This window comes from Nodosilinea sp. FACHB-131 (genome assembly GCF_014695395.1).
Lineage (GTDB): Bacteria > Cyanobacteriota > Cyanobacteriia > Phormidesmidales > Phormidesmidaceae > Nodosilinea.
This window is the reverse complement of the sequence record NZ_JACJOF010000003.1, coordinates 51451-64857: the sequence shown is the minus strand read 5'-3', so window position 1 is coordinate 64857 and position 13407 is coordinate 51451. Positions and strand designations below refer to the sequence as shown.

Annotated in this window: 15 protein-coding genes; all 15 read right to left on the bottom strand. The window is 55.6% G+C overall.

The window, feature by feature from the left end; all coding sequences use genetic code 11:
• Positions 1 to 300 (bottom strand): hypothetical protein, encoded by a 300-nt coding sequence (locus H6F75_RS00450; RefSeq protein ID WP_190748151.1) that lies wholly within the window; start codon positions 298 to 300, stop codon positions 1 to 3.
• Positions 301 to 326: 26 nt separating this feature from the next.
• The gene (locus tag H6F75_RS00445; RefSeq protein WP_190748149.1) at positions 327 to 1367 is read right to left on the bottom strand and encodes a hypothetical protein; all 1041 of its coding nucleotides are present in this window, start codon (positions 1365 to 1367) and stop codon (positions 327 to 329) included.
• A gap of 65 nt (positions 1368 to 1432) precedes the next feature.
• Positions 1433 to 1582, bottom strand: a complete 150-nt coding sequence (locus H6F75_RS00440) for a hypothetical protein (RefSeq protein ID WP_190748147.1) — start codon at positions 1580 to 1582, stop codon at positions 1433 to 1435.
• A gap of 6 nt (positions 1583 to 1588) precedes the next feature.
• On the bottom strand, positions 1589 to 1840 hold the full coding sequence (locus tag H6F75_RS27885) for a hypothetical protein (protein ID WP_206754655.1): 252 nt from the start codon (positions 1838 to 1840) through the stop codon (positions 1589 to 1591).
• An 89-nt stretch (positions 1841 to 1929) separates the two neighbouring features.
• Positions 1930 to 5403, bottom strand: coding sequence for a tape measure protein (locus H6F75_RS00435; RefSeq protein ID WP_190748145.1), 3474 nt, complete (start codon positions 5401 to 5403; stop codon positions 1930 to 1932).
• Positions 5404 to 5974: 571 nt separating this feature from the next.
• Positions 5975 to 6676 carry a hypothetical protein gene (locus tag H6F75_RS00430; RefSeq protein ID WP_190748143.1) on the bottom strand — a complete coding sequence of 234 codons (702 nt, stop codon included), beginning with the start codon at positions 6674 to 6676 and terminating at the stop codon, positions 5975 to 5977.
• Positions 6677 to 6699: 23 nt separating this feature from the next.
• The gene (locus H6F75_RS00425) at positions 6700 to 7440 is read right to left on the bottom strand and encodes an HNH endonuclease signature motif containing protein (protein ID WP_190748141.1); all 741 of its coding nucleotides are present in this window, start codon (positions 7438 to 7440) and stop codon (positions 6700 to 6702) included.
• Between the two features lie 91 nt (positions 7441 to 7531).
• The gene (locus H6F75_RS00420) at positions 7532 to 8341 is read right to left on the bottom strand and encodes a hypothetical protein (RefSeq protein ID WP_190748139.1); all 810 of its coding nucleotides are present in this window, start codon (positions 8339 to 8341) and stop codon (positions 7532 to 7534) included.
• A gap of 4 nt (positions 8342 to 8345) precedes the next feature.
• On the bottom strand, positions 8346 to 8546 hold the full coding sequence (locus H6F75_RS00415; RefSeq protein ID WP_190748137.1) for a hypothetical protein: 201 nt from the start codon (positions 8544 to 8546) through the stop codon (positions 8346 to 8348).
• On the bottom strand, positions 8547 to 8906 hold the full coding sequence (locus H6F75_RS00410; protein WP_190748135.1) for a hypothetical protein: 360 nt from the start codon (positions 8904 to 8906) through the stop codon (positions 8547 to 8549).
• Positions 8907 to 8989: 83 nt separating this feature from the next.
• Positions 8990 to 9523 (bottom strand): hypothetical protein, encoded by a 534-nt coding sequence (locus H6F75_RS00405; RefSeq protein ID WP_190748133.1) that lies wholly within the window; start codon positions 9521 to 9523, stop codon positions 8990 to 8992.
• Positions 9524 to 9552: 29 nt separating this feature from the next.
• Complete coding sequence (locus tag H6F75_RS00400) at positions 9553 to 10233, bottom strand: DUF4406 domain-containing protein (protein ID WP_190748131.1); 681 nt, start codon at positions 10231 to 10233, stop codon at positions 9553 to 9555.
• Complete coding sequence (locus H6F75_RS00395; protein WP_190748129.1) at positions 10227 to 10964, bottom strand: hypothetical protein; 738 nt, start codon at positions 10962 to 10964, stop codon at positions 10227 to 10229. Before H6F75_RS00395 ends, H6F75_RS00400 begins: the two co-directional genes overlap by 7 nt.
• 93 nt (positions 10965 to 11057) lie before the next feature.
• On the bottom strand, positions 11058 to 11789 hold the full coding sequence (thyX, locus tag H6F75_RS00390; protein WP_190748127.1) for an FAD-dependent thymidylate synthase: 732 nt from the start codon (positions 11787 to 11789) through the stop codon (positions 11058 to 11060).
• A complete protein-coding gene (locus H6F75_RS00385; protein WP_190748125.1) occupies positions 11789 to 13057 on the bottom strand; it encodes a hypothetical protein in 1269 nt (422 codons plus the stop codon). Before H6F75_RS00385 ends, thyX begins: the two co-directional genes overlap by 1 nt.
• Positions 13058 to 13407: the final 350 nt, after the last annotated feature.

The following is a 13407-nucleotide window of genomic DNA, read 5'->3' as shown; positions in this document are numbered from 1 at the left end:
TTAATCCCCCTCGGCATATCCATCATTCCACCGCTCCCACTGATCAGAGAATTCTTCACGATCCCAAGGGTTTGGCCCTGGTTCTAATCCGCATCCCGTTCTGTAACCATGAGTCCAAGGATTAAGCTTGAAATACGCTTCTTTGTAGCTAGACGGGACTTGTTTACCGTCAATACATTCGTCCAACGTATCGCAATCTTCGTCTTGAAAACCTTCAATAACTTTTAGCCAAAACTGAACTTGAATAGAGTGATCTAACCTAATTTGAAGCGGTTTGTACGCTTCAATGATTTGGGACATTAACATAGATCCTGATGACCAACCCATCACTTACTCTCCTTTTGTAGAACACCGATCGCAGTCAATAGCGCAGTTCTCTCATTCTCCAATTGCTGCGTCTCAGCAGCATGGGCCAATGCCTCGCTGTTGCGCTTATTTAGCACCACATCCAAGTCACGCACTTTACCCACCAGCACCTCAATGGGCGACGGCAGTATCGCAGCGGGCTCGGGCGATCGCGCTTTCAGTTCAGCGTTCTCTGCCTGCAATACCGCCAGCCGTCGCTCAAGATCTGCGATCGTGCCGTCGTTGCTAGGCGTAGGCACGGGCGGTAGTTCACTTTTGACAATGGAGTCGGCCACCACATCGAGCCACTGATCCATGCCCTGCCAGTCCGCCGCCGTCATGCATCGGATCGCCACGTCTACAGCGTCATGCACGACCACCCATCGACCGATCGCCCCTGAGGAAATGTGGGCTAGATGGCACCATGTCGTGCGGCTAAACGGTTTACCTGCCTCTATCAGCGAAGCCCATGCCTCGATCGCACGTTGGTTAGGTTTCTTCTTGGGAACCTTAACCCGAGTCACCGCCACAGGCTGCGCGATCGCCTTGGCAGCTGCGGACATTGGCGCAACCTTGTCCACCGCAGCAACCTCAGCCTTAGCCACCGCAACGGGCAGCAGCGAGGGTGGCAGCTTAATGTCCACTATCTCGGCTTCCTTCTCCTTAGGCTGCGTCGTGGGTTTGGCCCGTGCGATCGCTGGGTCAATCACCGATGGGTCGCGCCAGGTCACCACAGGCGGGCCTTGGTGGTCTTGAAATAGAGGCTTGGCAGGGCGGTCGGGCAGGCGCACGCGGGGTGCATTGTAGATGGGGCGATCGTCTAGAACTACCTCGCCCTTGGACACCATGTCGTCGATTACCGCAGCGAAGATGTCTGACAGGCGATGCTGCTCCCCATGCGATCCTTTGCGGTAGATTCTGGTTTCACCGCATGACTGCGCCAACGATTTCTTGGTGGGAGCTTCTTTTGCTACATTGACCTTTTCTAGAATTTTTACCCTTAATTCTTCGCGCTTATTCATAGCGTTTTACCTGCTAAAAATGCTTGCCCTGGTGCAGATGCCTGGGCAGTACCCCCTACCTCGCTTTAAGTGCAAACAATGCCGCCGTCCCGCCCCGGTGCGCACATCTTTTCGGGGAATGAACCGCGATCGCTTGCTATTGCTGCACCTGCTCCTAGAAATACCTGCAATGCGATCAGCGCGATCGCAATATTCCGACCCGATCCTCTATCCATGACTGACTATCCTTGTGGTAACTGTTGCTCTAATTTCTGCACCCGCCAGCCACGCACAAATGCCTTCGCGAACTCATGCGATGAACCCACAACCGGCACCTGTCGCACGCGCTCCCCACACTGCACCGTTGCCATGCGAGGTAACTTGGCATTGCCTACCGCTGCCCACGCTCGCCCGGCTGCAAAACACGCCTGCTCATCAGCCTCGTAATAGGCAGGGAGTGTAGGTGTTCCGAAAGAGGCTGCGTAGGTGTCCATGGCGATCGTTCCGTGACTGTATCCGTATCGTATCACGCACGATACAGCAGCAGCAACGGTGGCAATGTATTGAATTAGTGAAGCGCGATCTAGCCGAGTAGTGATTGGGTGCGGCTGATCACGCGGCTGAGGCCTGCGAACACCTGGTCCTCGACGTTCTGCGCCAGGCCACCGTCGGCAGTGTCGGCCCCGGTGATGTTGATCGTCACGTCGTTGGTGATGTTAGTGCCACCTGCTGCCCCGCCCATTTGCCCTGTAGCCTGCTGTACTCTTGAGGCGATCTCTTGTTCAATACTTGCTCTATCCTGAGCCCGTTGCGCCGGGTCTACAGGGCGATCGCCGAACTGAATACCCGCCTCTTCGTACATTGCCTTGATGCCAGCAAAAACACCCTCAGCGTTACGCTGCGACGCTTCTAGGTTTTGCTTGGCCCCATCCAGAAAGCGTTGAGCACCAGCATCATCTAGCCCGGTAGGTACAACGGTTCTGCCACCGCCCAACGGCCCAGTCGGTGCCCCGCCCCCGCCGTTTAACATAGGCACGCCATTCATGCGATCGGCAAATTGGTTCAGGCCTGAAACAGCATCTTGGAATGCTGATGCCTCGCCACCGCCAAAGAATTGAATATCCTGCTGTGTCTGTCGTTGTAGTCGGTTGTTCTGCCCTTGCAGCTGCTCACGTTCACGCTCAATTTCTCGGCGCTCACGACCACTGCGGGCATTGGCCTCGCGATCGTCTAGAGCCTGAAACCGGCGATCGAGTTCTTGCGTGTCAAAGGTGGTTAACGCACTGCGCTGGGATGCTTGGATGCCCTGACGCTCAATGCCTCCTAGCTCCTGAATCAGCCCACTCTGCTGAATGGTGGCGGCAAATTGTTGGGCCAATGCCTCGCCCGACTGCCTAGACGCTTGTAGGTCGAGCTGGGCCGCCTGCACCTGTTCCGCGCTGGCCCCCTCCGCCTGTAGCGTGGCGATATTGGCCTGTGCTCTGGCCTGCGCCGCCTGGTTCTCTGCGATCGCGCCTCGAATGCGGGCCTGTTCGATCTGGTTCTCTATTTGCAGCTGCTTCTGTCTAAGGTCGAAAGTCAGCAGTTCCAGTGCCTGCGATCGTTCCAGGGATGCGCGACGGGCAGTGGCGGCTTGCTTCTCCAGGTTGTCGCGCTCCTTTGTCAGTCGGGTGCGATCCTTCTCTTTTTTGGCATTGGCGATGTCTTGGTTAAGGAGGGTGACGCCATTGTTGAACGAGTCACTGAGGGCACTGCCTAGGGTGTTGAGGAGGTTGGTACGGGCGCTGAGCAGTTGGGCCTGGCGATCGTATGCGCCGTTGATGGCCTCTAGTGCGGTGGCCACTTGCTCTAGGCTCAGCACCTCGGCTTGGGCAGAGTTTTCGGCGGCTTGAGCTTGAGCCTCGATCGCCTCTTTACGCTTTTCTAGCTCAGCCTCGATTGTTTTGGTGGCCTCTTCCTCTGCCTCAATCTCTGACTCAATCAGCTCAAGAGTCAAGGAGTTGATGCGCTGGCGAGATGCGGTCTTATCATCCTCGTCGGCCCCGGCTGCGTTCTTCAGCGCGGCAAATTTTGCTTGCTCCGCTGCAAGTTCAGCCTTAATGCGATCGCGCCCTGCATTGGTCAACTGCTCCTGATACTCTTCCTCGCCGATCACCCCATCGCGCCGCAGCTTGGCCAGTTCGATCTGACGCTGTTGCTCTCCTTCGGTGGCGACGTTGTTGGCCTTCTCTGCGGCTTCCTCGATCGCCTCCAATGCTTTTTTCTCGGCGGCTTCCCTCGCGGCGGCGGCGGCTTCGGCAATTTTGAGGCGATCGCTTGCCAGGTCCTGGTCAAGCTTCAGTAAGTCGTCTCTAAGTTTGGCCTGCCCTTTTTCGTCAAGGGCGTTGGCGTTAACCGCCCTGAGTTCATTAGCTTTTTGCTGGTTTAGGTCAATGCGCTTTTGCAGAAACTTCTGTTCCTCTGCCGCGATCTTCTCCTGAGTTGCGCCGCTTCTGACCAGCGCGGCAATTTGCTTCGACTCTTCAATGTCGATTGTCGCTGTGAGTCCTTTATATTTATCTTCGATCGCGCTTAGGTCAGGAGGCTTGGGCTTTTCCGGTTCTTTTGGCTTTTGGTTTTGGCTAGTTTTTTGGACATTTTTTAGGGCTGTATCTAGCGCTGCACTTACATTAGCTCCAGCTCCAGCTAGTGCCTTCCCGGTACTAGCACCTAATCCCTCAAACTCATTGCGCACGCCCAGCAGGTTATCTTTGAGCCTTTCAGCGCGATCGCGCAGTTCACCTAGCCCCTGCACTGCACCGGGGAACCCTTGCACGGCCAACAATGGGGCCAGTACCAAGTTAAGCGCTTGGCCCACAATCGGAATATCACCCGCCTTGTCTATAAGTCCCGTGATTGCGTCGCGCAATTCCAGCAACTTACCCGCGCCTGCCGCCGCAAAGTTGATGCTAATGGCCACGCCCTCGATCGCCTCGGCCAATCCGTCAATGTTCTCTTGGTTCTCAGCAAACCCAGCGGCCGCCTCAATCAGCGACGCCAATTGCTCTACGCCCTCGTTAGCCAGCGTCCCTAATGCCTCACCCAAGCGCTTAGCAATCTCTGGGTTTTCGCTCAGCACCTTATTGAGCCTTTCCCCCGCAGCCGCCAATGGGCCGAACCCGTCAAAGTTTTTCCCGGTTTCGTTCAGCGTGGCCTGAAACGTGGTGAGTACTGCCGCAGTCGCTGGGCCAAGGGCTTTGAAGATAGCCTCTTGCAACCGAATAAAGCTGTCTTGAATGTTGCTGACCTGGCCTGGAATAGTTTTGGCCTGCGCCGCCATCAGCCCGCCAAATTTCCCGCCCTCGCTGGTCATGCCAATGAAAGCTTTCTCTAACTCAGGGAACCCAATCTTTCCCTGTTCAACCAGTATTTTGACCTGGCTCTCGGCCACCCCAAATTGCTTGGCAAACTCTTGAATAATTGGGATGCCTCGCTCGGTCAGCTGGTTCACATCCTCGGCATAGAGACGTCCTGCTACCTTCGCCTTTCCGTAAATGGTAGCCAACTCCCCAAAGTCAGTATTCACCCCTGCCGCCACGTCGCCTAATCGAGTCAAGTTCTCTGTGAGCGCCTCAGGCACAAAACCAAATGCAAGCAGCTGCTGCCCCGCCGCCCTTACCCCTGGCAAGTCAAACGGAGTTGTGGCTGCGAAGTCGCTCAGTTCACTCAATACCGCTTGGGCCTTTTCTGCGCTGCCTAGCATTGTCGTAAATGCCACGTCAGCCTGCTGCGCCGCGCCACCGACCTGGAACGTGCTAGAGACAAAACCCAGCACCGCCGCACCTGCCGACTGCAACGCATTTGTCAGGAGGTCGATCGCCGCGAAGGATGCGCCTGCCGCCAAGCCTGCGATCGCGCCACTGAATCCTTTTGTGGACCCTCCCGCATCCTCTAGTTTTCGAGCCGCACCCAGTGCTTTTTCGCCCAGCCGGTCTACAGCATCCGCACCAGCCAGTGCCGCCCTCTCCAGCCCCGCATCCTTGCCAACAAACTTAATCGTCAACTCGCGATCGGTCATGCACAGGGCCTAAGAACACTGCCCCCATTCTATGCCAGCGTTCCACGGGCGATACGACCTACCAACCGGGTGCAGGGGGTGCAGGAGGTGCGACCCTCAAAACGTCAAAAAAAGTGGGTGTGCGTTCTCCAAAAAAACGGAATGCGATCACACGAAAAAAATCGCATTTTGACCCCTGCACCCCTCGCACGCCCTGCACTAAACGCCTATTTATATATCTGTACCTATAGAAGAATAAATATATATAGGGTTTAATAAATGGATGTAGCTAAGAAAAAGCCGCCCCAGGCGGCGGGCGGCGGGTGGGTGCAGGGGTGCGATCAGTCTTCGGCGGTAGTGCCAGCCTCGATCCGTCGCAGCACCGCCATGGGGTCAGCAGGGCGATCGCTCACTACAACCATGTCCTCAGTCACCCCTAGGGCAGCCAACCGTGCGCCCTCGTCGTTGCCAAAGTGTTCATCGACGCAGCGCTTGAGGTAGTCGTCGAGGCGGCGCTCTGGGTCTTGGCGTAGTTGATTGCTGGTGTAGATGAGCCCGTCGAGGGTATCGGCGTCGAGGGTGTAGTAGAGCGTTAAGCCGACTTCGCCAAAGCCGTTGATGAGGTTGGCAATAGTGTCGGCTTCAGCGTTTCCTGATGGCTCGATGGGGACGTCTGCGGCGGTGAGTTCTCGGGTTGGAGCCTCGCCCGGCGTAACTCGTCCGCCAGTACCAGCTTTTTTCTGGGGGTTACCTCATGCAGCCGCCACAGTGCGCAGCCCTGGAATGCGTCTAGGTCAAAAGTAGCCATCGAGCCCTGCCAGGCCGCCGTCGGATCGCCAAAGAATATCTGTTGCAGCTGCTCATAGTCGCTGGCGAGCTTGTCTAGGCTGGCAGGGCTCAGGCAGGCCTCTGGAGTGGCTGCGATCGGCAGCATTCCCCACAATGCCTTAACCAGCGCCCACGCATCTTCGCGGGCTAGGGTGTCACCCGTTGAGAATTCTTCCTCAATCCACAGGCTTTGCAGCTCTAGCAGCTTTTGGCTGAGGAGGCTGAGCTGCGATCGCGGCACCGGGCGAATGGTCACCAATTCGTCGCCGATGCGAATGTCGAGGGTCTTCATGGGGTGCGATCGTGCCGAGAGTGGAATGAAACTATTGTAGGCGAGGTACGGTGAGCGGTGATAGAATGCGATCGCGCCAACGTCCTGAACTGCACTCTCGGGGCATTGGCGCTTTGAGCTTTTAGGCGATCGCACTCCCACAAAAAAGCGAGGCCGCAGATAGCCTCGCCCCATGACACTACTCAGCGCACCAAGCTTTAGATCAATGGGAGTTGATTAGCCTCAGTTTTCCCCAATTGTTTAAGTAACGCACTCCATTTTCGCTTTGTCGCAAACGGCTGAGCGAAATACCATGCCTCAGGATCGCGGTCTTTCTTGCTATTGTTGCAGAATCGGCAGGCTAGCACTAAATTTCCAAGCGTGTCACAACCACCTTTGGATAGCGGTATGAAATGATCCCAGCTATGGGTGTTTTCAGTTGTCACAGTCTTAGCGCAGTAAACACATTTGCTGTCAAACTCGGACAGTCGCGATCGCAAGTCTTTCCTGCTATACGGCACGCTGTGGTTACCTGCTTTTGCCGCCCGCCGCTTGTTTTCATTCTTCTTCTTGAGAAGCTTACCCTTTTCGGATGCCCGATAACGCCGTAAAGTTTCGCGGTAGGACTCTGCTGACTCTATTCTCCATTGTAAGTTTCGCTCTATGTGCTTACGGCGATGCTCTTTTAGTCGATCGCCGCCTTCAGCTTTGAGGCGATCGCGGTACCTCTGATTCCTGATCCGCCTGATTTCGCGATACTCTTCTGTATTTCTATCTGTATTTTTGTATTGAGCCCGAGCGCTTTCAATTGAGCAAAATAAGCAGCCTTTATCAGACGTTCTGCTGAGGGACTTCCCAGTGCCAGCCCATTCATGCCCTTGCTTGCACTGTTTTCTCATGTAGCGATACCTGCCCGACTCCAGGCCTTCGGCGATCGCTTCAGGTGTTAATCTATTCATATTGCTTCCTTCTTGCACAAGGGAGTAATTAAAAAGGGGAGGACTGCAATCCTCCCCTCTATTGTATCATTTCAAGCTCGATACACTGCGACTAACAGGCCCGTGCTTGACCTAACCAATAAATTTTGATGGGCTGGCACGTACTTCCGTCATATTGAATTCTCAGGTTGAGACTCAACTCTCCCGGCCCAATAGGCAAATTGCCTGACCCCCCAAAATCGATAGATGCTGACGGGATCTCCATTCGGAACAAGCGGAGATCCCGCATAATTCCAGTGAGATTAATCTCCAATTGATCAAGGCTATCCTCACCAATCTCCAACACCGACTGATTGGTCAATGGGAAGCTGTAGAAGACGTCACTACCGATCAAATCTTCGGTGAATTTGTAGGCCCCATCAGCACCCTGACTGAAGGACATCGTATCGGTTTCAGGGTTAATGGTCGCGTGGGCAACACGAGTCAGCGCCACAGGGATGCCGAGGCCATCAAGCGCCCACGCCTGCGACAGTGCTTGATCCGCCGTCATGCCGTTGCCTTCTTTACCCGACGCGGCCCCTACTTTAATATTGTTCGTCGCCGTGACTCGGATGCGCTTCTCTACCGCCACAGTCTTACCCACAGCCGTCTGTAACTTGCGGCCAAACCGCAACGCCGTAGCTGTAGGCGATCCACTGGGCAGCGTCATCGACAAGATGGGCCGCTGTGCCGAAATGAATGACGACTCGATCACTGTCTCGCCTAGCTCTGAAGTAGTTTCGTTCAACACTTCTTCGATGCCTAGGTCGAGCTCTGCGCCGGTCGGGGTTTCCAAGATGTAGGCCAGCTTGGGGCTCACGCTGGTATCGAACACCGCAATATTAGTAAGGCCTTTGAGCTTTCTATCTTGTAATGTAGCCATCTATTTATTCGGCCTCCTTAGTGGCGCGGCGGGATTTCTTCGTCTCACCCTCAAACTCGGACTGCACCAACTCCAGGTGCTTCGCATCGAGGTAAGGCTTTGCCGCAGAGGGCGCGATCGCAACCTCATCCCCCGGCGCAACCCGCATAGGGCCGATCGCAGACTCAATGGTCAAGGTGTCATCGCTCAAGTTTTTGTAAAGCATCTACGCTCCCGTGGTATCGCCATTGGCGGTATAGACAGCATTCATATCAATCCAAGGCGTACTCCCCAGGTCAACAATGCGATCGGCCTCAGCATCTGAAAACGGCGTGGTGACAGCAGCGGCGGTAAATGTGGCGATCGTGCTGCTAAAGTCGAGATATTGAATCGTGTCGCGCTGAAGGCTGCCGGAGGTTTCCCGAGTGATCTTGATGCGGCCCAATAGCGTCAGGTTACCGCTGATGGTGGCAGTGCGATCGCAGTAGGTGATATTGGGTGAAACTTCGTGGACGGCCACGGACTGCGAGCTGGCCTCAGTCGTGGTGCTGGTCACCACCCGTGCAATGTTGAAGGACTGCGCCATGCCGCTACCTGTAGGCTGTCATCCCTAGCGTATCGGCCACGGCGCGATCGGGCGGAACGATGGCCCAATTTGGGTACAGGAATTTATAGCCCCGCCTTCTCCCTGACATCCTGCGCCAGGTTCTTCGGCAGCTCCCCACCGGGCAACCCTTCCAAGATCGCGATCGCAGTCTCCGTCACTGCATCGGCCCCATCGCGATCGACCTTGCGCGCTAACACCTCCGCATCAGCCTCGCGGCCACACTCCCTCAGATAGCGCAGGGCCATGTCTAGGGGCGATTCGTCGTCGGGCACCTCGGTCAATACTGCCTCAAGCAAGGTCGCGCCCTCAGCGTCGCTCAGCTCATCCATGGGGGTGTGGGCCAGTTCGATCGCAGTAGGTGCATCCGTGTCGATGTACTCCCAATCTGGTGGATCGGTGACGGCGGGGACAGGTTGCAGCGAGTCTAGGGCGGCGCGGATGTCGGTGGCCCAGCGATCGCCGATGCCTTTGATCTCGTTGAGCTGTTCAACGGTGTACTCTTGCAGCTGCTCCAGCGTCTTGCCATGCTGCTGAAGAATGGCGTAGGCACGGGCATTGATGCGATCGAACAGAGGAGAGAGGTTGGGTTTGGTCATGGGTGGGTATAGGGTATAAAGTGCAGGGTTTAGCGGCCCCATTTGCCCATGCGGTACAGCAGGGCAATGACGGCATAATTTGCAGCGTCCATCAAAGTGTCATTGACGCTCTCATGCTTAGGGTCTTTGGGCGATGAATAGGTGCCGGGCTGTACCTGCAACTGAAACCCCATCAAGTTCATAAGCCGGGCGATTTTGTCCCACAGCCTCACGACGGTGCCGACCTCGCCAGTGCCCAAGATGTTGGCTGGCGAGTAGTCCATATTTTTGCTGAGGTGCAAACGATACATGCCCATCAACACCGACATAAACCCCTCAACCTGCTGCGGGCAATCACGCTCTACAGGGTGAGGGCATGGCATTAACGCAGGCAGCTGCCACCCAGAGATTTCATCGCCGTCGATACTGCCACCCATGAGGGTATAGCAAGCAATGCCCTGGGCCTCGCAGAATTCACGCTCGGCGATCGCCCCCTCCGATTGCTTCCAGTTCGGCAGAAATAGGCAAGCGTCACACCGCTGCAAAATCACCAAGTCGCCCTTGAGGTAGACCTCGTCAGCTAGGCCAGAATCTTCCTCAAAATTGGCGGTATTGAGGTGGGGGCAGATAGCGACATGTCCTGCTTGCCACACTGCAATTGCAGCTTTGCGAGCATTCTCAATGTTCTGCTTAACGTCGCCACGATATGGGCCAGCAATGTAGATCAGCATGTTTCAATCCTCTTTTCTGTTTTCTTCCTTCGCCCTTGGTGCCCTAGCAGTGCGCGATCGCGCCTAGGCATCGCAGGGGTAGTCATTGCAGATTGAAAATCCCAGCCATTAGCTACACGAATTTTGATTGTGTTTTTGCACACTACGGCACGACTATCTCGCCCCCACTCTTCCAGCACTTTTGACTCACCAAAGGCTTCGTATCTTTTGCTGGATCTTCTGTTGTGGGCCTGCTCTTTTGCGGTTGACCACTTGCAATTATCAGGGCTGTAGCCTTCGTCGTTGTTCTTTCTGTCTATGGAAAGTTCAGGGGAATAACCAGATGCGATCGCCCAAAAGTAGAAAGCATCAAAGCTGTGCAGCCACTCATCGCAAACGGTGATGCCCCTGCCGCCGTAGTCTTTGTAAAACAATTGTCGGGGGTCATAGCATCGAGCGATCATGCCCACCCGAATCTTCCAAAGTCTTCTGTAATCTGGGCCTGCTGGGGCTAGTGACTTGCTTGGCCTCAGCTTGCCAGTGCTTGCGATCGCTTCCTTGGATGCGCAACCACAACTATTGGTGCCGCCGCCGTGCCTTAAATTTACTCCCATGACGATGCTGGTATTGCCACAGTCACACTCGCAAAGCCAATAAGAGCGCCTGTTTTCAACTTTGACAAACTCTTTGACCAACAGCCGACCAAACTTCATGCCTCGTCGGTCTTTGACAAGAGGTGGTAAATTATTCATGTGACCTACCGAAACTAGGTTGCCATTCCGGGGGTGTTGCAAGCACTGCCCGGTACACCTATTTTACCATTCCGAGCCTGAAACAGCGGCATGCTACGGAGCCAATCTTGCCCGGCCATATCGATGTTCTTTGTACCACTGGCCAATTTGCGGTACGAACTCAATCACGCGTTCCATGGCCATGCCCGCCCACGACTGGATTTCTATTTGACTGTCATTTTTTGACCGTTGATCCAAGATATGGAACACTGATTGCAGATCGCCCGCGATCGCAAAGTTCTGGCGGAAGTTGTAGGGCAGTTGATCGCGGGCGTGTTCCTCGGCCCAGCCCTTCTCTAGTCGGTAGGCATAGCGCTCGCAGGCTTTGAGACAAGCGAATCGGTCATAGGCCAGTTCTTCGGCTGTGTATTCGTAGCGATGCCCCTGCCTGTCCTGGTAGGTTCCTAGGGGCCGGAAGTAAAACACTTGGTCTACGGGCAGTCCACCAAGGGCAACTCTCACAAACCGCTGCCCCGTGTACCGACCTGACTGCACCAGGTGCGCCGAGTCCTGATGCCGGGTCAGTTGGGCCATGACCGAGTGAGGGAACCCGCCACAGTGCAGCGCTAGGTAGCCATAACGCAGCACCGAAAAGTGAGGACTGTGCTCAGACTTGAGGGCATGGCGTAGGATCGCCCCCTCGGGATCTTTGGGCAGTGGGTCGTCAGGGCTAAACCCCTCAGTGACACAAGTGTGCTGCCCGTACCAAATACCCGCTGGGGCATTAGCGCTGCTGGCATTGCGATCGATCTCGACACGGAAGTGTGGGTCTTGAATCAGCTGCATTAATCCCAATACCTCACTGGTTTACTCATCGCCGTCACCAACTGCTCAGCCTTCGGAATCCCGGCCAGCTCGCGGTGCCGGTTCACAAAAGCCTCATCGCTCGCGCTATACATGCCCGACGCAAAGGACTGGGTCAGCGCGTTCATCAGCTCAATGCGATCGTGCGCTTCCTCGTCTGGCGGCATCCATTCGCCGTAGCTCTCCTGCTCCCCAAAGTTCCACTCGATCAGCGGGCGGATCACCTTCTCTAGCAGTTCCTCTTGGATCTGCTGCGCCATGCTATCCAGCATCATCACCATCACATCAACCTGAGTCTCGGCCAGGCCCGCATTGCCCAAACCCTGCACGCCATTCTCAAGGACGCTGTAGGGCACCATGAACGCCTGCATGAGGGTGCGATCGAGGTAGTCGAGCAGCTGCATGAAGAACGCGCCATCGGTTTGATGGTTCAGTGCCCTGATGTCACTGCCCAGGCCCGCCGTAATCACCCCGCCATTGGTGTTGAGCGCTTGCAATTCTCGCTTTAGTTTGTCAGGGGCTGGCACCGAGATAATTTGCTGCGTTGCCGAATCTCGCAATGGCACGCCGCGATCGTCGTACAAGGGCACCTGTGAGTTGTGATCAGCCAGGCCCACAATGATCGGCGTGGCCTGCCGCTGCCCTGCGATCAGTGCCTCATTAATGACAATCTTCCATGCCCTGTGCGCCGAGATCGCCAGACGGCAATCGGCCACGCCATAAAAAGGGCGATCGGTCAGGGCTGCCACATGCCTTCTGTTGACCACATGCACGATGCGATCGTACGGAATCGTGAACTCTGGCCCCGTGGTGGGGAAATATTTGGCCCCCTCAATTTTCCCCAGCCTCCCTTCAAATTTGTGATACTTCGGTGGAATCAGCATCAGCGACTCGATCCACCATTTGCCGTCTACGGGCTCTCGCAGTGCAAACTCACTGGCGCTCCACCCGATCGGCTTGGCGGTCGCCATCTCGGCGTATGAGATTTTCATGCCGCCATCCATCTGAGCAAACTGCTCTTGGATGTGATCATCGATCGCCTGGTCAGGGTGCTTATACTCACCCATTCGTTGCAGCAGGTTCAAGACGCTCACCTCGACGCCTGCCCCAGCCCTGGGGTTGGTCGTGATCATGTCCACAAAATCAGTGATCACGTTGCCGCGATCGTCGGGCGGCGCGACCTCCTGCAATAACTCTTGGGCGAATGCTTCAACGGCAGCCGCTAATTTCCCTGCAACTGGATCGGCCATGGGCTCTCGCGATCGTTCCGTCTATTGTATGACACTGCCTCATGCTTGGAATGGGTGCAGGGGGTGCAGGGGGTGCGACCCTCGAAACGCTAAAAAAAGTGAGTGTGTGCACTCCATTTTTTTCGACTGCGATCATACGAAAAAAATCAAGTTTTGACCCCTGCACCCCTCGCACCCCCTGCACCCTTGACGAAGGAATCAGCGGTTGAGCGATCGAGGGGTGCGATCGCGCTGTCTTGGTTAACAGGGCAAGCAAGTTAATTAAACCCGTCAACTAAACTCAATTTGTCAACTAAACCCCTGAGCCAGGTCGACGGCGAGTTAGATAGAGGCAAAGTGCGGCCACAGAA